This is a genomic window from Corynebacterium gottingense, from assembly GCF_007559235.1.
In the GTDB taxonomy this organism is placed as follows: Bacteria; Actinomycetota; Actinomycetes; order Mycobacteriales; family Mycobacteriaceae; genus Corynebacterium; species Corynebacterium gottingense.
Map to the genome: position 1 here is coordinate 16,142 of NZ_VMHH01000009.1, position 19,891 is coordinate 36,032.

At 64.2% G+C, this 19,891-nt stretch carries 27 protein-coding genes; 20 read left to right on the forward strand and 7 right to left on the reverse strand.

The window, feature by feature from the left end; genetic code table 11:
• Positions 1-38: 38 nt before the first annotated feature.
• Genes FPH17_RS09580 through FPH17_RS09590 form a run of 3 tightly spaced genes read left to right on the forward strand, consistent with a single transcriptional unit; the run spans position 39 to position 1,875 of the window.
• Positions 39-683 (forward strand): hypothetical protein, encoded by a 645-nt coding sequence (locus tag FPH17_RS09580; RefSeq protein WP_154880219.1) that lies wholly within the window; start codon positions 39-41, stop codon positions 681-683.
• The gene (locus tag FPH17_RS09585; protein WP_154880220.1) at positions 680-1,186 is read left to right on the forward strand and encodes a hypothetical protein; all 507 of its coding nucleotides are present in this window, start codon (positions 680-682) and stop codon (positions 1,184-1,186) included. The genes FPH17_RS09580 and FPH17_RS09585 overlap by 4 nt, the downstream gene beginning before the upstream one ends.
• Entirely contained in the window at positions 1,183-1,875 is a 693-nt protein-coding gene (locus tag FPH17_RS09590) for a hypothetical protein (RefSeq protein WP_095277987.1), read from the forward strand. Before FPH17_RS09585 ends, FPH17_RS09590 begins: the two co-directional genes overlap by 4 nt.
• Here FPH17_RS09590 and FPH17_RS09595 read toward each other — a convergent pair.
• Positions 1,815-3,140, reverse strand: coding sequence for a hypothetical protein (locus tag FPH17_RS09595; RefSeq protein ID WP_154880223.1), 1,326 nt, complete (start codon positions 3,138-3,140; stop codon positions 1,815-1,817). The two genes, FPH17_RS09590 and FPH17_RS09595, sit on opposite strands and share 61 nt — an antisense overlap.
• Before the next feature lie 244 nt (positions 3,141-3,384).
• Between FPH17_RS09595 and rpsL the strand changes: the two genes are divergently transcribed.
• From rpsL to FPH17_RS09620, 5 genes are all read left to right on the forward strand, one after another.
• The gene (rpsL, locus tag FPH17_RS09600; RefSeq protein WP_076598032.1) at positions 3,385-3,756 is read left to right on the forward strand and encodes a 30S ribosomal protein S12; all 372 of its coding nucleotides are present in this window, start codon (positions 3,385-3,387) and stop codon (positions 3,754-3,756) included.
• A gap of 6 nt (positions 3,757-3,762) precedes the next feature.
• Positions 3,763-4,230, forward strand: coding sequence for a 30S ribosomal protein S7 (gene rpsG, locus FPH17_RS09605; RefSeq protein WP_095277982.1), 468 nt, complete (start codon positions 3,763-3,765; stop codon positions 4,228-4,230).
• A 256-nt stretch (positions 4,231-4,486) separates the two neighbouring features.
• Entirely contained in the window at positions 4,487-6,607 is a 2,121-nt protein-coding gene (gene fusA / locus FPH17_RS09610) for an elongation factor G (protein WP_154880225.1), read from the forward strand.
• Between the two features lie 363 nt (positions 6,608-6,970).
• On the forward strand, positions 6,971-8,161 hold the full coding sequence (tuf, locus tag FPH17_RS09615; protein ID WP_154880227.1) for an elongation factor Tu: 1,191 nt from the start codon (positions 6,971-6,973) through the stop codon (positions 8,159-8,161).
• Between the two features lie 112 nt (positions 8,162-8,273).
• Positions 8,274-8,966 (forward strand): hypothetical protein, encoded by a 693-nt coding sequence (locus tag FPH17_RS09620; protein WP_095547647.1) that lies wholly within the window; start codon positions 8,274-8,276, stop codon positions 8,964-8,966.
• Between the two features lie 24 nt (positions 8,967-8,990).
• Here FPH17_RS09620 and FPH17_RS09625 read toward each other — a convergent pair whose 3' ends face one another.
• The 6 genes from FPH17_RS09625 to FPH17_RS09650 all read right to left on the reverse strand — a co-directional run bounded on the left by FPH17_RS09625 (position 8,991) and on the right by FPH17_RS09650 (position 12,372).
• Positions 8,991-9,551: an Asp23/Gls24 family envelope stress response protein gene (locus FPH17_RS09625; protein ID WP_095535283.1), complete on the reverse strand. Its 561-nt coding sequence runs from the start codon at positions 9,549-9,551 to the stop codon at positions 8,991-8,993.
• Positions 9,548-10,300 carry an Asp23/Gls24 family envelope stress response protein gene (locus FPH17_RS09630; RefSeq protein ID WP_203085457.1) on the reverse strand — a complete coding sequence of 251 codons (753 nt, stop codon included), beginning with the start codon at positions 10,298-10,300 and terminating at the stop codon, positions 9,548-9,550. The genes FPH17_RS09625 and FPH17_RS09630 overlap by 4 nt, the downstream gene beginning before the upstream one ends.
• A complete protein-coding gene (locus tag FPH17_RS09635) occupies positions 10,284-11,267 on the reverse strand; it encodes an Asp23/Gls24 family envelope stress response protein (protein WP_154880229.1) in 984 nt (327 codons plus the stop codon). The genes FPH17_RS09630 and FPH17_RS09635 overlap by 17 nt, the downstream gene beginning before the upstream one ends.
• Complete coding sequence (locus FPH17_RS09640) at positions 11,267-11,467, reverse strand: hypothetical protein (RefSeq protein ID WP_095277968.1); 201 nt, start codon at positions 11,465-11,467, stop codon at positions 11,267-11,269. Before FPH17_RS09640 ends, FPH17_RS09635 begins: the two co-directional genes overlap by 1 nt.
• Positions 11,468-11,554: 87 nt before the next feature.
• Positions 11,555-11,857 carry a hypothetical protein gene (locus tag FPH17_RS09645; protein WP_095537556.1) on the reverse strand — a complete coding sequence of 101 codons (303 nt, stop codon included), beginning with the start codon at positions 11,855-11,857 and terminating at the stop codon, positions 11,555-11,557.
• 2 nt (positions 11,858-11,859) lie between these two features.
• Positions 11,860-12,372, reverse strand: a complete 513-nt coding sequence (locus FPH17_RS09650; protein WP_095535286.1) for an Asp23/Gls24 family envelope stress response protein — start codon at positions 12,370-12,372, stop codon at positions 11,860-11,862.
• A gap of 658 nt (positions 12,373-13,030) precedes the next feature.
• On the opposite strand from FPH17_RS09650, the gene rpsJ reads away from it, so the two are divergent.
• The 12 genes from rpsJ (at position 13,031) to FPH17_RS09710 (ending at position 19,884) form a co-directional block, all read left to right on the forward strand.
• Entirely contained in the window at positions 13,031-13,336 is a 306-nt protein-coding gene (gene rpsJ, locus FPH17_RS09655; protein WP_038588232.1) for a 30S ribosomal protein S10, read from the forward strand.
• 41 nt (positions 13,337-13,377) lie between these two features.
• The gene (gene rplC, locus FPH17_RS09660; protein WP_095277962.1) at positions 13,378-14,034 is read left to right on the forward strand and encodes a 50S ribosomal protein L3; all 657 of its coding nucleotides are present in this window, start codon (positions 13,378-13,380) and stop codon (positions 14,032-14,034) included.
• Complete coding sequence (gene rplD, locus FPH17_RS09665) at positions 14,031-14,699, forward strand: 50S ribosomal protein L4 (RefSeq protein ID WP_095277960.1); 669 nt, start codon at positions 14,031-14,033, stop codon at positions 14,697-14,699. Before rplC ends, rplD begins: the two co-directional genes overlap by 4 nt.
• Entirely contained in the window at positions 14,700-15,005 is a 306-nt protein-coding gene (gene rplW, locus FPH17_RS09670) for a 50S ribosomal protein L23 (protein ID WP_095277958.1), read from the forward strand. It begins immediately after the preceding gene.
• A gap of 41 nt (positions 15,006-15,046) precedes the next feature.
• Positions 15,047-15,886, forward strand: a complete 840-nt coding sequence (gene rplB / locus FPH17_RS09675) for a 50S ribosomal protein L2 (protein ID WP_095277956.1) — start codon at positions 15,047-15,049, stop codon at positions 15,884-15,886.
• 16 nt (positions 15,887-15,902) lie between these two features.
• Positions 15,903-16,178 (forward strand): 30S ribosomal protein S19, encoded by a 276-nt coding sequence (rpsS, locus tag FPH17_RS09680; RefSeq protein WP_095277954.1) that lies wholly within the window; start codon positions 15,903-15,905, stop codon positions 16,176-16,178.
• 3 nt (positions 16,179-16,181) lie between these two features.
• Positions 16,182-16,541: a 50S ribosomal protein L22 gene (gene rplV / locus FPH17_RS09685; RefSeq protein WP_095277951.1), complete on the forward strand. Its 360-nt coding sequence runs from the start codon at positions 16,182-16,184 to the stop codon at positions 16,539-16,541.
• The gene (gene rpsC / locus FPH17_RS09690) at positions 16,541-17,284 is read left to right on the forward strand and encodes a 30S ribosomal protein S3 (RefSeq protein WP_095277949.1); all 744 of its coding nucleotides are present in this window, start codon (positions 16,541-16,543) and stop codon (positions 17,282-17,284) included. Before rplV ends, rpsC begins: the two co-directional genes overlap by 1 nt.
• A gap of 4 nt (positions 17,285-17,288) precedes the next feature.
• Positions 17,289-17,705 (forward strand): 50S ribosomal protein L16, encoded by a 417-nt coding sequence (gene rplP, locus FPH17_RS09695; RefSeq protein ID WP_095555255.1) that lies wholly within the window; start codon positions 17,289-17,291, stop codon positions 17,703-17,705.
• Positions 17,705-17,935 carry a 50S ribosomal protein L29 gene (gene rpmC / locus FPH17_RS09700; RefSeq protein ID WP_038588270.1) on the forward strand — a complete coding sequence of 77 codons (231 nt, stop codon included), beginning with the start codon at positions 17,705-17,707 and terminating at the stop codon, positions 17,933-17,935. Before rplP ends, rpmC begins: the two co-directional genes overlap by 1 nt.
• 2 nt (positions 17,936-17,937) lie before the next feature.
• Entirely contained in the window at positions 17,938-18,222 is a 285-nt protein-coding gene (gene rpsQ / locus FPH17_RS09705) for a 30S ribosomal protein S17 (protein WP_038588273.1), read from the forward strand.
• Between the two features lie 159 nt (positions 18,223-18,381).
• On the forward strand, positions 18,382-19,884 hold the full coding sequence (locus tag FPH17_RS09710) for a SulP family inorganic anion transporter (RefSeq protein WP_154880231.1): 1,503 nt from the start codon (positions 18,382-18,384) through the stop codon (positions 19,882-19,884).
• Positions 19,885-19,891 lie beyond the last annotated feature (7 nt).

Sequence of the window (19,891 nt, forward strand, 5' to 3'; positions counted from 1 at the left end):
CCGAGCGCGCCTGCGGAAACTCTGCTTAGATTCCAGGTGTGAGCGAAGTATCGTCGACACCAGCGGCGAAAGGCCCCCGGCCATTTGCTGGATTGGCCAAATCGGTCGCGGCCGACCTTGGCACCCGGACCAACGCGACCCTCGCGGCGTTGCTCGCGGTTGTGGGCATCACCGGTGTCAGCGGCGGACTGGAAGCGGCCCCGCCCGAGGGCCTCACCGTGGCCGCGGCGCCGAGGGGCACCGGTGCGCTCGCGCAGCCTGCCGAGTTCACGGCCGCACCGTTCGAGATCTCGGTGCGGCGCACCTATACGCTTGGCGACGCACGCGTGGTGGAAATGCGACTCACCAACACCGCCTCGCGGCCTGTCCCTGCGCCGCAGTTCCTCATGGCGTTCGCCCTAGAGGACTCGCATCTTGGCCCAGAGGAGCAACCGGACATGAGAGCCGCGGTCGTACGCAAGCACAGCGCGGAGGCGCTCACCGAGGTTGCGCCATCCGAGGCGATCTCGCCCAACCCTGGCGTGCCGCTGGATGTCGCGCTCATCTTCCAAGGCCCGAGCGGCACGAATGCCGCGGAGGCGGACACGCTGGTGATCACGTCGCTGGGGTACCGTACCTCCTTCCTGGACGGGGCGAAGGCCTGGCTGACCAAGGACCGTGCTGCGGAGGTGAGCCTGCGGTGACGACGGTACCGCGCCGAATAGTGGCGACCGCGGCGGCGCTGGCCCTGCTCAGCCTGGGCGGCCTCATCCGCGAGCAGCTTCCCGACGCGCAGGACCGGGCCTTCGCGCCGTTTGACTACGGCGCCGAGGCACCGAAGATCGGGCGGGTTGATGGAGTCCACACCATTACCGCCGATGCGATCAACGGCGTGCCAACGCACGCCCGCTGGCTGGTCGTGGATTTTACCCACACACCCGATACTGGCCAGGTACTCGAAGGGCAGATCAAGGCTACCGACGGCACGCTCTACGGACCCGCGAACCACCTCGCGTCGTCGTGTGGCACCCTGTACCCGCAACTTCCTACGCAGTGCACCCTCGTCTTCGAAATGCCGGCAGAGCAGATTGCGGGGGCGAGGCTGTTCTTGCACCCGTCCGCCACGCAGATGGCGCCGCGGGTGGTGCTGGAGCTCGGCGAACCAGTCGAAGCCGGAAACATCAGCAGGGAGGAGCTCACGCTATGAAACTTGCCTGGTGGGCTGCCGCCCCGGTGGCGATCGGGTGCATGCTGGCGGCATCGTCGCAGCCGTACTTCGGGATCTATCGGCCGTGGTCCTGGACCCAGGAGCAACGCATCGCGGCCGGCACCCCGGGCTCGTTTGACCTGCCCATCGATGGCCTCGTGGAGGGGGAGGGGAGCGGGCCGCCGCGCCGCACCGCTGAGGTGGAGGTGATCGGGTTCCAACGGGTCGAACACGAGGAAGAGATCGGGCTCGATGCGCCCGACGGGTTTGCCATCTGGGCGCTACTCACCCAGTGGCGCGCACCGGAAGACTCGGTGCTGTCCCACTGCCGCATGTGGGCGACAGGCTCGGACGGGCGTGACTACCAGCGCACGGATCAAATCTTCGGCGAAGTGGTGAGTGACATGAGCGCCCTGCACAGCTGCACCCCGCCGGGCGAGGGCGGGCCGGCGACGGAGTCGGTAGACCTCCGCACCGCTACGGTCCGCGTTGTCCAGGGTGACCCGCGCCCGGAGGAGTGGCGCAAACTCATCCCCATCGCGATGCCGGAGGGCGTGCAGCCGGAGCAGCTCCACCTCGGGTGGAACGAGCCCGACTACGTCACCCTCGACCTGCCGGAGCCGAAAAACTACGTGGACGACCCGGAGTCTAAGGCGAGAGACGCATCGGGATCTGCGGCGGGCGAGTAGGAGCGGCGCAGGAAGAAGTCGAGCCCCGAGGCGATCAGGCACACCACGAGCAGCAGGTACGCGGCGCGCGCGACGATGAGGATGTACGCAGCGATGACTTCGCTGACAAGCGCGTCCTGTGGTCCCACGATGGCGCGACCCACCTCGACCACGCCCAACTCGACTCCGGCGGCGAGCATGAACACGATGCAAAACATCACCATTGGCACGATGCCTGCCTTGGCCAACGTGCGAAGGCCGCTCCACGTGGTCTTCAGCGGCCCGGCGATAGGCTGCATCGCCTGGTTGGCAACGTACTTGGCCTCCTTTTCAACCACGTGGCGCGCCCGCCTCCTGAAGCGCTGCGAGCTGTCCGCAGCTTCGGCGTCCGGCGCCGCTTCCTTCTCCCGGCTGGCAACCAGCGACGTGCCGAAAACCACTGCGCCGAGGGTGAGCCACGCGACCGGAATGGTCACCAGCTGGTTGATCACCGGTAACGCCTCCGCCAGCCAATCCCAGGCGCTGGCGAGGATGCCTGTGTGCTCGGCAATGCCGTCCCTCAGGTCCACGTAGCGGTCGTACGCGGGCGCAATTCCCCGCCTGCTCAGCGCCCAATCCTGTACGTCTGCGACCTTGTTGGTCACAAATATCGATACGGTGGACATCCACAGCACGTCGAGGTAGGCGGCAAGATAGGTGAGGCCGAGACCACGTTCTGCCAGCGCGAAGTAACCAATAATCTTGCGCAGCACGATCGTCACCGCAATGAGGGCGAGCAGGGATGCGGTGCCGTCGACGAACACCCGGCTAAAGTCCGCGGCAAAGCCCTGGTTCATGAATTCGTCGTTCGTGGCGGCGCGGCGGAACGCGGCGAGGTCCTCCTTAAGCATGCCGTGTGTGGCGTACACAGTGAGAAACGAAATCAGCATCCCGCCCGCCGAAAACAGGCGCGTGCGTGACGACGTCTCCTCCCGCCCCGGAATCGCCCGGGAGAGGAAGGGGAGCGACGGGCGGAGGTACCAAAGGGCGTAGATCAGTGCGACCATGACGGAGAGCGGAGCAAGCGGCATCACCAGGCTGGCCCCGACCTTGCTGAAGTTGGAAATCCACACTGCGAGCCAGATCACGGCTTGGCGTCCCGTCAGGCCCAGGCAGACACACGTGATGAGCTGCGGGAGGTGCCGGAGGAGGAGACCGGCGGCGCGTACGGGAATGATGACGGACTCGGCTGCGATCTCGCGCGCAGACTGGGAGAACTCACCCGGCGGTGAGGTCGTGGTCGACATGCTTGCAGTGTAAATGAGGAGGCGTCGGGTGGCTCGTCGATAAGCGATTTGCTCTTGTGACGCGGGGTGATGTAGCTTGAATGAGGTTTCGCTCGCGATAATTCGCGTGGCGGAAAGATACGAACTCCGTGCGGCTGCGCACTCGCGGTCAGGTAGTTCATGCACACGGCAGGGCCCCGAAAAGAGCCCCCATTTTTGCATGTACGGCCACCTTAGCGCGCACCGCTTAACAGAAAGAGCGTGAATGCCTACTATTCAGCAGCTGGTCCGCAAGGGCCGCCACGATAAGAGCAAGAAGGTGGCTACCGCTGCGCTGAAGGGCTCGCCCCAGCGTCGCGGCGTGTGCACCCGCGTGTACACCACCACTCCGAAGAAGCCGAACTCGGCACTGCGTAAGGTCGCCCGTGTGCGCCTGACCTCCGGCATCGAGGTTTCCGCATACATCCCGGGTGAGGGCCACAACCTGCAGGAGCACTCCATGGTGCTCGTGCGTGGTGGTCGTGTGAAGGACCTCCCGGGTGTCCGCTACAAGATCATCCGCGGCGCACTGGATACCCAGGGCGTCAAGGACCGTAAGCAGGCTCGTTCCCGTTACGGCGCAAAGAAGGGACAGTAATCAGAAATGCGTAAACAGCAAGCTCCGAAGCGTCCCGTAGTCAAGGACCCGGTTTACCAGTCCGAACTTGTTACCCAGCTGGTGAACAAGGTGCTGCAGGACGGCAAGAAGTCCACCGCCGAGCGCATCGTCTACGGCGCACTCGAGGCGTGCCGCGAGAAGACCGGCACCGACCCGGTTGGCACCCTGGAGAAGGCCCTGGGCAACATCCGCCCGGACCTCGAGGTTCGTTCCCGCCGTGTTGGTGGCGCGACCTACCAGGTCCCGGTTGAGGTCAAGCCCGGCCGTTCCAACACCCTCGCACTGCGCTGGATGGTGACCTTCACCCGCCAGCGTCGTGAGAACACGATGGTCGAGCGCCTCGCTAACGAGATCCTGGATGCATCCAACGGTCTCGGTGCTTCGGTGAAGCGTCGCGAGGACATGCACAAGATGGCCGAGGCCAACCGCGCCTTCGCCCACTACCGCTGGTAATGACCGGCGCGCACGGTTTTCTATGACACCCGGATGTCAGCTGCCGCAACTGCGTAGAAGCAAATTGAATATCTGCTTCGTGCATCGTTGTTGTGCAGTTGCGTCCGGGTGTTTTTTGGAATGACCGACGCGACTCACCCTGCCATTTGATGAAAAAGGTGGCAGAATTGACAAAGGAAATTATTCGCCATAGGCGCACGCTGGAGATTCCCTCGAGTCTGCAGAGCGTCGACGACTTTTAAGTTGGGGTAATAACGTGGCACAAGAAGTGCTTAAGGACCTGCACAAGGTTCGCAACATCGGCATCATGGCTCACATCGATGCTGGTAAGACCACCACGACCGAGCGCATCCTCTTCTACACCGGCATCAACCGTAAGGTCGGCGAGACCCACGACGGTGCTTCCACCACCGACTGGATGGAGCAGGAGAAGGAGCGCGGCATCACCATTACGTCCGCTGCCGTGACCTGTTTCTGGGACTCCAACCAGATCAACATCATCGACACCCCGGGCCACGTGGACTTCACCGTTGAGGTGGAGCGCTCCCTGCGCGTGCTCGACGGCGCTGTTGCCGTGTTCGACGGCAAGGAGGGCGTTGAGCCGCAGTCCGAGCAGGTCTGGCGCCAGGCTGCTAAGTACGACGTGCCGCGTATCTGCTTCGTCAACAAGATGGACAAGCTGGGCGCTGACTTCTACTTCACCGTGCAGACCATCATCGACCGCCTCGGCGCGAAGCCGTTGGTCATGCAGCTGCCGATCGGCGCTGAGGACGATTTCGACGGCATCGTCGACCTGATTGACATGCAGGCCATCACCTGGCGCGGCAAGGTCGAGACCGGTGCAGAGCCGACCATCGAGGAGATCCCGGCCGACCTCAAGGACAAGGCTGAGGAGTACCGCGAGAAGCTGCTCGAGGCAGTTGCTGAGTCCGACGAGGCGCTCATGGAGAAGTACTTCGGCGGCGAGGAGCTGACCAAGGACGAGATCAAGGCTGCCATCCGCAAGATGACGGTCAACTCCGAGATCTACCCGGTCCTGTGCGGCACCGCTTACCGCAACAAGGGTGTCCAGCCGCTGCTCGACGCTGTCGTCGACTACCTGCCGAGCCCGCTCGACGTGGGCGAGGTGCACGGCACCGCCCTCGACGGCGAGACCCCGATGACCCGTAAGCCGTCCGTGGAGGAGCCGTTCTCCGCACTGGCCTTCAAGGTCGCCGTCCACCCGTTCTTTGGCAAGCTCACCTACGTGCGCGTGTACTCCGGCCAGGCTATCCCGGGCGAGAACATGCTCAACTCCACCAAGCAGAACAAGGAGCGTGTGGGCAAGCTCTTCCAGATGCACGCGAACAAAGAGAACCCGGTCGAGCACGCCGACGCCGGTAACATTTACGCGTTCATCGGCCTGAAGCAGACCACCACGGGTGACACCCTCTGCAACCCGGATCACCCGATCATCCTTGAGTCCATGGACTTCCCGGATCCGGTTATCCAGGTGGCAATTGAGCCGAAGACCAAGGCCGACCAGGAGAAGCTGGGTACCGCTATCCAGAAGCTGGCGGAAGAGGACCCGACCTTCACCGTCAAGCTCGACGAGGAGACCGGCCAGACCGTCATCGGCGGCATGGGCGAGCTGCACCTCGACGTCCTGGTTGACCGTATGAAGCGCGAGTTCAAGGTCGAGGCAAACATTGGTAACCCGCAGGTTGCCTACCGCGAGACCATCCGCAAGAAGGTCGAGTCCCTGGACTACACCCACAAGAAGCAGACCGGTGGTTCCGGCCAGTTTGCAAAGGTCATCGTCACCATCGAGCCGTACGATCCGGACCCGGAGACCCTGGAGGAGGGCGAGTCCGCGACGTACAAGTTCGAGAACGCCGTCACCGGTGGCCGCGTTCCGAAGGAGTACATCCCGTCCGTCGACGCTGGTATCCAGGACGCGATGCAGTACGGCTACCTGGCTGGCTTCCCGCTGGTGAACATCAAGGCCACCCTGGAAGACGGCGCCTACCACGAGGTCGACTCCTCCGAGATGGCCTTCAAGATGGCCGGCTCCCAGGTGCTGAAGGAAGCAGTTGCGAAGGCGAAGCCGGTGCTGCTCGAGCCGCTCATGGCCGTCGAGGTCGTGACCCCGGAGGAGTTCATGGGCACCGTCAACGGTGACATCAGCTCCCGTCGTGGCCAGGTCTACGCAATGGAGGACCGCTCCGGCGCGAAGGTCGTCAAGGCAAAGGTGCCGCTGTCCGAGATGTTCGGCTACATCGGCGACCTGCGCTCCTCCACCGCCGGCCGCGCGAACTTCACGATGGTGTTCGACTCCTACGCTGAGGTTCCGCAGTCCGTCGCACAGGAGATCATCGACGAGCGCAACGGCAACTAGTCGATCGCCCCGGCACCTTCCTCGGACGGTAGCTCCGCGTGCCAGCGGAGTTACCGGCTGATGGGGGAGGCGCTCCCGCCAAAGGGGTAACGGCTGGGCTGAGCCACCGCACAGCTCGGAAAGATCCGTCGAGGGTCGTCCGCAGACTGTGGGTGTCTGAGTCGGCCGTTACTCACTTGGTAGATCCGGGTTTTTCGGGTCGACCGGTTTGAAAAACGGTCACCAAATATCTAGGATCATGTAACTGGCACATTGTGAAATGGTCATTGCCTTCGGCATCGTGTGAACGGGGCCGGGGCAGGGCAAATGTAAACTACGTGGCTGCGAAGGTCGTAGCCACCATGAAGTCCAGGAGGACATACAGTGGCAAAGGAAAAGTTCGAGCGCAGCAAGCCGCACGTGAACATCGGCACCATTGGTCACGTCGACCACGGCAAGACCACCACCACCGCCGCAATCACCAAGGTGCTCGCTGACGCTTACCCGGAGGAGAACAAGGCCTTCGCGTTCGACGCGATTGACAAGGCTCCGGAGGAGCGCGAGCGCGGCATCACCATCAACATCTCCCACGTGGAGTACAACACCCCGAAGCGTCACTACGCACACGTTGACGCCCCGGGCCACGCCGACTACATCAAGAACATGATTACCGGCGCTGCTCAGATGGATGGCGCTATCCTCGTCGTCGCTGCTACCGACGGCCCGATGCCGCAGACCCGTGAGCACGTGCTGCTCGCTCGCCAGGTTGGCGTTCCGTACATCCTCGTTGCACTGAACAAGTGCGACATGGTTGACGACGAAGAGATCATCGAGCTCGTCGAGATGGAGGTCCGCGAGCTGCTGGCCGAGCAGGAGTTCGACGAGGAAGCTCCGATCGTCCAGATCTCCGCTCTGAAGGCTCTCGAGGGCGACGAAAAGTGGGTCCAGTCCATCATCGATCTGATGGAAGCCTGCGACAACTCCATCCCGGATCCGGAGCGCGAGACCGACAAGCCGTTCCTGATGCCGGTAGAGGACATCTTCACCATCTCCGGCCGCGGTACCGTTGTGACCGGCCGTGTTGAGCGTGGCATCCTGAACATCAACGACGAGGTCGAGATCATCGGCATCCGTGACAAGGCCACCAAGACCACCGTCACCTCCATCGAGATGTTCAACAAGCTCCTCGACACCGCTGAAGCTGGCGACAACGCAGCACTGCTGCTCCGTGGTCTGAAGCGCGAGGACGTTGAGCGTGGCCAGGTTGTCATCGCACCGGGCGCTTACACCCCGCACTCCAAGTTCGAGGGTTCCGTCTACGTCCTGTCCAAGGACGAGGGCGGCCGCCACACCCCGTTCTTCGACAACTACCGTCCGCAGTTCTACTTCCGCACCACCGACGTCACCGGTGTTGTGAAGCTGCCGGAGGGCACCGAGATGGTCATGCCGGGCGACAACGTCGACATGTCCGTCGAGCTCATCCAGCCGGTCGCTATGGACGAGGGCCTGCGCTTCGCTATCCGCGAGGGCTCCCGCACCGTCGGCGCTGGCCGCGTTACCAAGATCCTCGACTAATTCAGTCGCTGATCTGGTAAACACCAGAGCATAAGCAAAGGGCCACCACCCCGCGAGGGGAGGTGGCCCTTTTCGCGCGCCCGAAATCAGCGCCTGATTAGACTCTGCAAATGTGCACAACGACCCAACCCGCATCCCCACCCTCCTCGACGCGCTCCGAGACACGTGGGAGGGCCAACCCGACTTGTCGCTCTCCGCGCTGATCGGCGTGCTGCAAAACCGGGGAGCCTCCTACGGCACCACGGACGAGGAACTCCTGGGGCTGCTCCGCGAACTCGAAGCCGAACACCCCGCGCTGCTGCGCGAGCTCCCGGAACAACCCGTGCTGATCACCACCGAGGAACCCGCACATGAAGTGAGCATGGACGGCAGCACCGTGGTGGTGCGCTCAAGCGCGAACCCGGATCAGATGCCCAGCGTGTGGAAGTACGCGGCGTTTCGGCCCGTGGGGCCGGGCAGGCCGCTCGTCGTCGAGGACACGGAAGGGTTCCAGCACCGTCTTGGGGTGGTGAGGCTCGTGACGGTGCTGGACGCGCAGGACGCGCCGGAACTTGCGGGGCTGGAGCGCGGGGACATTGGGGGTGCCCGGTGGTTCGTTGCGCTCGAGGACGGTGCACGTGCCGTGCTGGGTCAGCGTCTGCGTGTGTGGCGGCCCGAGGGGCGCCGCGCGACGGCTCGCGAGGAATTGCGGTGGTCGCGGATCCTGCGGTGTGCAGTGGGGGAGGACATGCAAATCGCCCCAGGAGGCGGCGCGGGGCCGGCCTCGCTGGGGCGAGTGACGCAGATCGTGCTGCTGGAGGTGTAGGAGCCGGTCCAGCGGCACGGGGCGCTACGCGACGATCCTATCCAGGTGCAGCTGCCACACCGTGTCAATCTCCATGGTGTGGTTGGCCAGACGGAAGTCCTCGTCGGCGGCTTCGAGGAACCGCGTGACGTCGTCAAGCGAATAGCTCGGGGACGCAGTGACGGTGAAGCGCGCCGTGGGGCGGTTGCCCACAACGGAGACCTTGCTGCGGGCCTCGGTAACCATCTCGGACTTTTCCAGGAACGCGCAGGCGGCGTCGGCGACACGGGCAACGTTGATTGTGCTGTCGCCGTGCTGCGAGTCCGCGGACATGATCTCGCGGGTGCTGAACGCGCGGCTGCGGATGTTGGCCAGGACGAACCATGCGCCAAGAATCAGCAGAGCGACGAACGCGATGATCAGCGCCGTGCGGTACCAGGACTCGTCGGGCGTTGTGCCCAGCGATTCGCGGTCGAAGCGGTTGAGGTACTCGCTCACGTAGGGGATTTCCCAGTAGTAGGCCACGGGGATGAGCCCCGCGACCAGCAGGAGCAGGCCGACGAGGAACACAACGAGTCGGTCGAAGAAGGACAGTGTCTTGCTCATCGCTGAACCCCCTGGGTCTGCTGGGAAATCTCTGCGGCTGATTCCGGCGTGGCGTACGCGTCGGCAGCGCTGCCGGTCTGGTTGCCCGCACTCGCCGTGCTGGTCGAGGCGCTCTGCTGCTTCGGCGTGACCTTGACGCTGATGGCGGGCGGGGTGGTGAGCCGCTGGAATTCGCCGGACAGCACCGAGGTCAGGCGCTCCTGGAGCGCGGCACCGGCACCGGAGCCGTCGTCCTCGACCTGCACGCGCAGCTTCTTGCGGTCCGCGCGGGACTGGATGCGCGCGTTGCCGACCTCGGCGCGCGTGGTGTGGGTCGCCTTGCGCGCGATGTCCACCGGGCGGGTCCAGATGGACGCCGGCGAATCAACACGCACGTGCGTGCGTCCCCTGGGCACGAAGGCGTAGACGATGAGCACGAGACCGATGACGGCGATGATGATGCCCACCGTCACGGCGGTGACGTCCATGGTGGCGCGGCCGACAAACTCGAAGACCGGGCGCAGCCACGAATCGTCGGAATTGCTGTTTTGGAAGAAGTACCACAGGTCGCGGCCGACCACCGCGGCGAGCGCAAGCAGGATCAAACCGATCAGCAGGGTGAGCCAGCGGACAGCGGGGTTTGCCCGCGGCTCGTCGCCCGGGTGCGGGCCCGCCGGGTGTGCGGTGGGCTGCACGGTCTGGGTGTGCGGCTGGTCGACCGGTGCTGTGGCGTCGTAAGCCGGCGCGGAGGTGCTATCGGGTGCGGTCATACTTATTCACCACCGGTGTAATAGAGATCTGTTTCAGCGGTTGCGGGCGCGGCGCTCGCGGGCGGACGACGCGCTGCGGCGTCGGGACCTGAGGCTCGCGCAGCGGCGTGGCGTTGACCGTGACCTTGCGCAGCGGGCGCGCCGGCCGCGTCTCCACCTTCCGCAGGCGCAGCGGGGCGGCGGTGATCTCGGTGAGCCTGCGGCGAGGCGGCACCTCGGTGCGGCGCACCGCTGCGGGCTCCGGCACCCGCACGCGCTTGAGCTGCGTGGAGTTCACGGTGAACGGTGCTGGCACGCGCGGCTCCGGGGTGCGCGGGGACCACGGCTGCGCAGGAGCAGGCTTATCGACGACCCTGAGCCCCGGCCCCGCGGCCACAAAGCCCTTCGTCTGCACGTCCATCGGTTTCGGCGCGCGGATGGACCTCGCGGTTGGTGCGGCTGGCGCGTGCACCGACGCGACCTTCGTCGGGCGCGGCGCGTTGAATTCCCACATGTCGTCCACGAGGGAACGCGCGTGGATGGCCTTCAGCGGCTGGCGCTCCCGCGTCACAGGAGAGGTCACCTTGAGCTGGTTGACTTTGATCGGCGTCGGGATGGCAAACGCGGAGTGGCTTGCCACGTCGTCCCACGTCACGCGCGAGTTCAGGTCCTGCGCCTCCACGCTGGAAACGGACACGTTGACGCGCGAGACGTCCAGACCGGTGAGGGTGCGCACGTGGGAGATCACGGTGGCGCGCACGGCGTCCGTGATGGCGGCGATCGGCGCGGGGTAGGCGGTAGCGATCTCGGCTTCGATTGCCGCGACACCCGATTGTCGGTCGAGGTGGACATCAATTCTGGGGAAGCTGCGGCCGGCCAGTCCGGCGAGCTTCGCATCCACCGCGAGGGTGCCGGGCACCGACGAAGCCGCCACCTCGGCGACGCGCTCAACTGAGCGCTCGCTGATGTGGTAGAACGTCGTACCCATTAGCTGCGGCCTTTACCGGAGCTCGTGCTCAGGATCTCGGCGATGTCGAGGCGGCCGTCGAGCTGCGCGCCGATGACGCCACCGACGATGGTGAACAGCAGCAGCCAAAGCAGGCCCAGCCATCCGCCGAACATGACGAAGAATGCGATGACCACGCCGATGATCACGCCGGCCAGCGTTTTATTGGAAGAAAGATTCATATCAATACCACTTTTCGGGGATTGGTGGCCGTGCGCCCCCGCGGGTGGCGGGGCGGCGCTCAGCCGCAAGAGACGAGATCCGGGTGCCTACCGTGCGTCGGCCACGACGACGTCAACGAACGGGAGGTCCGTCGCGCCGAGTACGGCGGAGCGGACATCCTCGGCTACTGACTGAATGTCGCGCCCCGACGCCGTGTCGAAGACGATGTGCACTTCGATGCCGCGGTCGTCGTTGCGGGCGACCTGGCGCAAGCCGTCGATACGGGCCTTAGGCAGCAGGAGCGCCACCTCGCCGACGCGGCCATTGTCCAGAGCGGCGACGCCGGGAACACCGAGCGCACTGTCGCGGACGGCTTCCCCGACCTCAAGGGTGATGGGGGTCCGCGCCATAACTACTGACCCAGCGCCTGGTTGTTGGACTGGAATGCAGCGTCCTCGTTGTCGGACTCGTCCTCCTGCTCCGGCAGGTGCACGTCGTGCACGGTGACGTCGACGCGGTCAACGATCAGGCCGGTCATGCGGGTCAGCGCGACGGTGACGTTCTCGCGGATCGCGTTCGCCAGCTCGTGGATAGCCACGCCGTACTCAGCGATGATCGCCACGGCGACGGAGGTGTGACCGTCCTCGACAGCCACGTTGACGCCCTGCTGGACGTTGGTGGAGGAGGTCAGGGACTCGCGGACCGCGCCCCACATACGGGCAGCGCCGCCGCCCAGGTTGTACACGCCGGAGACCTCGCGTGCAGCGATGCCGGCGATCTTGCCCACGACGTTGTCATCGATGACGGTGGAGCCGGAGTCGGACTCCAGGTTCTCGTTGCGCGGACGGGTCTGCTCGGCGTCCACGGCGGTCGAGGTGGAGTCGGTGGGGGCAGGGGTGTTCTCGTTCAGAGTGTGATCGGCCATGACTGGTCCTTCCTTCACTGCGTTTTGTAGCTGTAGCAAAATCGGCCCGTTCCACCTGCGTAAAAGCGATGAACTGATGGATAACCGGGCTCAGCAAACAAGGGTACACATTTTCCGCGCCGCGGCTCCGGGCGTTGAGGAGACCCGGCACGAATTGGTATTAAGTTGCAATCTTTGGGGTGGCGGGATGGGGGGGGGAGGTGGGGGCGTCGAGAAGCGAAAAAGCTCGGGCTTGCGTAAATGGGGAGGACGTGTTTTAATACTCGGGTTGCCGAAACATGGCGCGCAAGCGCGATGGTCCGGTGAACATGACACCTTCGGTTGAAGGACCTGCCTCGAAATGCGGGCAGGACCGGAGAAGGCGCCATGGCAAATAAACAGCGGCAGTACGCAAGGGTCACGCACCCTTCCGAGTCTTGCACCCCGGCACGCGCCGAGGCGGAAGCACTGACTTGCAGCGCGCAGTTATTTGCTAGCGCCTTGTCACCTTCCGGAAGTGTCAAGAAGTCAATGAAACGACACTGGCGTTGAGCCATGGGCCCAGCCCGGACAACGTTATAGAGAAACTAGAAGCTACAAACCCCACCGCTTCGTCTTTGCCTCGTTCAACTACGAGCGAGGCGGGAATTGAAAGTGGGGATGCGAGGAAGAGGTAAGCGTGGCGGGACAGAAGATCCGCATCAGGCTCAAGGCCTACGACCACGAGGCGATCGACGCATCTGCGAAGAAGATCGTTGCTACGGTCACCCGCACGGGTGCCCGCGTCGTTGGACCGGTGCCGTTGCCCACCGAAAAGAACGTGTACGCCGTTATTCGTTCTCCCCACAAGTACAAGGACTCTCGCGAGCACTTCGAGATGCGCACTCACAAGCGCCTCATCGACATTCTCGATCCGACGCCGAAGACCGTTGACGCGCTCATGCGCATCGACCTTCCGGCAAGCGTCGACGTGAACATCCAGTAAGCAAGAGATCCCCAAAACGTTCAGTAGTGGAGAACTAATACATGTCTGAGAACCAGATCAAGGGCATTCTGGGTAAGAAGCTCGGCATGACCCAGGTCTTCGACGATGAGAACCGCGTAATCCCGGTGACCGTCGTCGAGGCTGGGCCGTGTGTGGTCACCCAGATCCGTACCAAAGAGACCGATGGCTACGACGCCATCCAGATTGCTTACGGCGACATTGACCCCCGTAAGTCCAAGAAGCCGCAGGCTGGCCACTTCAAGAAGGCTGGCGTGACGCCGCGTCGCGTTGTTGCGGAGATCCGCATGGACGATACCTCCGAGTACGAGGTCGGCCAGGAATACAACGCCACCATCTTCGACGGCGACGTGTTCGTCGACGTCGTCGGCACCACCAAGGGCAAGGGCTTTGCCGGCGCGATGAAGCGCCACGGCTTTGCCGGCCAGGGTGCCGCACACGGTAACCAGGCCTCCCACCGCCGCGTCGGCGGCATCGGTGGCTGTGCTACCCCGGGCCGTGTCTTCAAGGGCAAGCGCATGGCTGGCCGCATGGGCGGTAACCGCGTTACCACCCAGAACCTGAAGATCCAACGCATCGACGGCGACAACAATCTGATCCTGGTCAAGGGTGCAATCCCGGGCGCCAAGGGCAGCGTTGTTACCGTCAAGACCGCAGTGAAGGGCGGTGCTCACGCATGACGAACCTGACGCTTGACGTCCACACCGCTGACGGAAAGACCAACGGTTCCGTAGAGCTTCCGGCAGAACTTTTTGACCGCGAAGCTTCCATCCCGCTGCTGCACCAGGTTGTCACCGCACAGCTCGCAGCAGCTCGTCAGGGAACCCACGCCACCAAGACCCGCGCCGACGTGCGCGGCGGTGGTAAGAAGCCGTTCCGCCAGAAGGGCACCGGCCGTGCCCGCCAGGGTTCCATCCGCGCTCCGCAGTTCACCGGCGGCGGCACCGTTCACGGTCCGCAGCCGCGTTCCTACGCGCAGCGCACCCCCAAGAAAATGATTAAGGCAGCTCTCGTAGGTGCCCTCACCGACCGCGCGCGTAACGCACGCATCCACGTCGTTGAGGACCTGGTCCCGGGCCAGAAGCCCTCGACCAAGTCTGCACGCACCTTCCTGGAGCGCCTGACCGACCGTAAGTCCGTTCTGCTGGTGATTGGCCGCGATGACAACAACTCCCGTCTTTCCGCAAGGAACCTGCCGGGCGTCCACATCATCGAGCCGGGTCAGCTGAACACCTACGACGTGCTCAACGCAGACGACGTGGTCTTCTCGGTCGAGGCACTGCACACCTTCATCAACCGCGACGCGGCACAGGCTACCGCCACCGCTGCGGAGGAGGAGAAGTAAATGGCTAAGACTGTTAACCCGCGCGACATCATCATCGCCCCGGTCCTCTCCGAGAAGACCTACGCGCTGATGGAGCAGAACACCTACACGTTCTATGTCAGCCCGTCTGCTAACAAGACCCAGATCAAGATCGCCGTGGAAGAGATCTTCGGCGTCGACGTCGCTTCGGTGAACACCGCCAACCGTGAGGGCAAGCGCAAGCGCACCCGCACCGGCTACGGCAAGCGCAAGGACACCAAGCGCGCCTACGTCACTCTCCGCGAGGGCAGCGACTCCATCGACATCTTCGGCGGTGCAACCGCCTAACAGCGGCTGCTGCAGAAGACACCGATAGAAAAGGACACACTATGGCTATTCGTAAATACAAGCCGACAACTCCGGGTCGCCGTGCCAGCTCCGTTTCCGAGTTCGACGAGATCACTCGCTCGACCCCGGAAAAGTCGCTGCTGCGCCCGCTCCCGAAGAAGGGTGGCCGTAACACCCACGGCCACATCACCACTCGTCACCGCGGCGGCGGCCACAAGCGTCGCTACCGCGTCATCGACTTCCGCCGTTCCGACAAGGACGGCGTGCTGGCAAAGGTCGCTCACATCGAGTACGACCCGAACCGCACCGCAAACATTGCACTGCTCCACTACTACGACGGTGAGAAGCGCTACATCATTGCGCCGAAGGGCCTGAAGCAGGGCACCGTGATCGAGTCGGGCGCTAACGCGGACATCAAGGTTGGCAACAACCTTCCGCTGCGCAACATCCCGACCGGTACCACCATCCACGCTGTGGAGCTCAAGCCCGGTGCTGGCGCCAAGCTTGCCCGTTCCGCTGGTTCTTCGATCCAGCTGCTGGGTAAGGAAGGCTCCTACGCCGTGCTGCGCATGCCGTCCTCCGAGATCCGTCGCGTGGACATCCGCTGCCGCGCAACGGTGGGCGAGGTTGGCAACGCCGACCAGATCAACATCCGTTGGGGCAAGGCCGGCCGTATGCGCTGGAAGGGCTGGAGGCCCACTGTCCGCGGTGTTGTCATGAACCCGGTCGACCACCCGCACGGTGGTGGTGAGGGTAAGACTTCCGGTGGCCGTCACCCGGTTTCCCCGTGGGGCCAGAAGGAAGGCCGTACCCGCAACCCGAACCGTTACTCCAACAACATGATCGTGCGTCGTCGTCGCTCGAAGAACAAGAAGCGCTAAGAGGAGGTAAACAGACATGCCACGCAGCCTGAAGAAGGGCCCGTTCGTCGATGAGCACCTCCTCAACAAGGTGGATGCTCAGAACGAGGCCGGCACCAAGCAGGTCATCAAGACCTGGTCCCGCCGCTCGACCATTCTCCCCGATTTCATCGGACACACCTTTGCCGTCCACGACGGCCGTAAGCACGTCCCGGTGTTCGTCGACGAGTCCATGGTCGGTCACAAGCTCGGCGAGTTTGCACCAACCAAGACCTTCAAGGGTCACGTCAAGGTAGAGAAGGGACGTCGATAAGCAATGGCTGACACAATCACCACTGCATCCGCGACGGCCAAGTTCGTCCGCACTTCCCCGATGAAGGCCCGCCGCGTGCTGGCCCTCGTCCGCGGTAAGTCCGTATCTGAGGCACTCGCCATCCTGAAGTACGCGCCGCAGGCAGCGTCCAAGGATGTTGCGAAGGTTGTTGCTTCCGCAGCTGCCAACGCCGAGAACAACTTCGGTCTGGACCCGCGCACGCTCGTCGTGTCCGAGTGCTGGGCCAACGAAGGCCCCACCATGCGTCGCTACCAGCCGCGCGCCCAGGGCCGCGCCTTCCAGATCCGGAAGCGCACGTCCCACATCACCGTCGTTGTCGAGTCCAAGGAAGGGGCTAAGTAATGGGCCAGAAAATTCACCCACACGGCCTGCGCCTGGGTATCACCGCTGACTACAAGTCCCACTGGTACGCCGACAAGAACTACGCAGACTACGTCCACGAGGACATCAAGATCCGCGAATTCCTGTCCAAGGGCCTCGAGCGCGCCGGCATCGCCGACGTCAACATCGAGCGCACCCGCGACCGCGTCCGCGTCGACATTCACACCGCCCGCCCGGGCATCGTGATTGGCCGCCGCGGTGCTGAGGCTGACCGCATCCGCCGCGAGCTGGAGAAGCTCACCGGCAAGATGGTCGCCCTCAACATCCTCGAGGTCAAGAACGTTGACGCCAACGCGACCCTCGTTGCACAGTCCATCGCTGAGCAGCTGGTCAACCGCGTCGCGTTCCGTCGCGCAATGCGCAAGGCTATCCAGTCCGCAATGCGCAACCCGCAGGTCAAGGGCATCAAGGTGATGACCTCTGGCCGTCTGGGTGGCGCTGAAATGTCCCGCGTCGAGCGCTACCACGAAGGCCGTGTGCCGCTGCACACCCTGCGTGCGGAGATCGACTACGGCACCGCAGAAGCCCACACCACCTTCGGCGTCATCGGCGTCAAGGTCTGGATCTACAAGGGCGACGTTGTTGGCGGTGTCCGCGAGTCCGAGCTCAACGCTCCGTCCAACGAGCGCCGTGGCCGCGGCGACCGTCGCCCGCGTCGCGGCGGCCAGCGCCGCCAGCGCGCCGAGAAGAAGCAGGAGGGCTAAACACATGCTTATCCCTAAGCGCGTGAAGTACCGCCGCCAGCACCGCCCGAACCGTCGTGGCGTGTCCAAGGGCGGGAACACCATCAACTTCGGTGACTGGGGCCTGCAGGCACTCGAGCCGGCCTACATCACCAACCGTCAGATTGAGGCATCCCGTATTGCCATCAACCGCCACGTCAAGCGTGGCGGCAAGGTCTGGATCAACATCTTCCCGGACCGCCCGCTGACCCAGAAGCCGCTCGGCGTGCGTATGGGTTCCGGTAAGGGCCCGGTGGAGAAGTGGGTTGCTAACGTGAAGCCGGGTCGCATCCTCTTCGAGATGTCCTACCCGAGCGACGAGGTTGCCATCGAGGCTCTGCGTCGTGCAGCTGCGAAGCTTCCGTGCAAGACTCGCATCATCAAGAAGGAGGACCAGTACTAATGGCGAACGGTACCCCCGCATCTGAGTTCCGCGAACTCACCGATGAAGAGCTGAAGAGCCGTCTGTCCGACGCGAAGGAAGAGCTGTTCAACCTGCGCTTCCAGCTCGCGACCGGCCAGCTGACCAACAACCGCCGCATCTCCACCGTGAAGCGCGACATCGCACGCATCTACACCGTGCTGCGCGAGCGAGAGCTCGGCCTGTCCGTCGTCCCGGGAGCTGAGGCTTAATCATGAGTGAGGCAAACGTGACTGAACAGAACACCCAGAAGGCAGTGCAGAAGCGCCGCCGCGGCTACGTCGTGTCCGACAAGATGGACAAGACCATCGTCGTTGAGGTCGAGGACCGCAAGTCCCACGCCCTCTACGGCAAGATCGTCCGCACGACCAACCGCGTCAAGGCTCACGACGAGGACAACACCGCCGGCGTCGGCGACCTGGTCCTCATCGAGGAGACCCGCCCGCTGTCCAAGGACAAGCACTTCCGTCTCGTCGAGATCGTCGAGAAGGCTCGCTAGTCCCTAGCGGATCCCGCACCAACCGCACCCTCTCCAAGGGGGTGCGGTTTTTGCATGCTTATCGACGCCACCGTGTCGGGCGCGCAGGCGTCGATAAGCATCTGCCCGGGCGCGGTACTACAGTGTGAACGTCGCTGACCCCGAGATCCGGAGGACCTGATGCCTGTGGAAACGCTGACCGCCCAGACCGGCGAGCGCTACGCGCCCCGGCCAACAGTGTGGGAGGCGCTGCGAACGCCGCGGATCCTGAGCAAGGAGGTGCTGGCCGGGCTCGTCGTGGGCCTGGCGCTGATTCCGGAGGCGATCAGCTTCTCCGTGATCGCGGGCGTGGACCCCATGGTGGGGCTGTACTCGTCGTTCATCATGGCGACGGTCACGGCGATAATGGGTGGGAGGCCGGCCATGATCTCGGCGTCGACAGGCGCGGTCGCCCTCGTCGTCGCGCCGCTCGTGCGCGCGCACGGCTACGACTACTTGCTGGCCACGATCATGCTCGCCGGCGTGTTCCAGATTGTGCTGGCGCTGCTCGGGGTGGCCAAACTGATGCGGTTCATCCCGCGCAGCGTCATGGTGGGCTTTGTGAACTCACTGGCCATCATGGTCTTTTCGGCGCAGCTGCCCGAGCTGTTCGGCGTCCCCGCCGCCGTCTACCCGCTCGTCGCACTCGGCCTGCTCATCGTAATTGCCATGCCGCGCATCACGGAAGCGGTGCCGCCGCCGCTTGTGGCCATCGTGGTGGTCAGCGCGGTGGTGATCGGGTTTGGCATCGACGTGCCAACCGTGGGGGACCGCGGCGAGCTGCCGCGCTCCCTGCCGCACATGGTGGTGCCGCAGATCCCGTGGGAGCTGGACACGCTCAAGGTGGTGGCCCCGTATGCGCTGGCGGTGGCGCTGGTGGGGCTCATGGAGTCGCTGCTGACGGCGAAGCTCATCGATGAGATCACGGATACCCACTCCAACAAGACCCGCGAGGGGATCGGGCAGGGGGCCGCGAACATGGTCTCCAGCCTCTTCGGCGGCATGGGCGGCTGCGCGGTGATTGGGCAGTCCATGATCAACGTCAAGGCGTCGGGCGCGCGCACCCGCGTGTCCACCTTCCTCGCCGGCACGTTCCTGCTTGGGCTGATGCTGCTGCTCAATGAGCTGGTCGGCCAGATCCCCATGGCAGCGCTCGTGGCCGTGATGATCATGGTGGCCATCGGCAGTTTTGACTGGCACTCGGTGCGCCCGTCCACTCTGCGCAAGCTCCCGCTGTCTGAGACGGTCATCATGGCGCTTACCGTGGTTGTGGTGATCCTGACGGGCAACCTGGCCATCGGCGTGGTGGTCGGCGTGCTCGCGGCGTCCGTGGTGTTCGTGCGTAACGTGGCGCACCTGGTGGAGGTCACCCGCGAGGAGGTCGACGGTGAGGCGCGCTACGCGGTGCGCGGCCAGCTCCTGTTCGCGTCTTCGAACGACTTGACCACGCTGTTTCGGTACTCCGCGGACCCGGAACGGGTGGTGGTGGACCTCAGCGAGGCCACCCTGTGGGATGCGTCCACGATCGCTGCGCTGGATTCCATCGAGCAGCGCTACGCCCAGTACGGGAAGACGGTGACCTTCGAGGGGATGGGCGAGCGTTCGAGCGCGTTCCACGGGAAATTGACCGGCGTGATGGGGTAGGGGACGC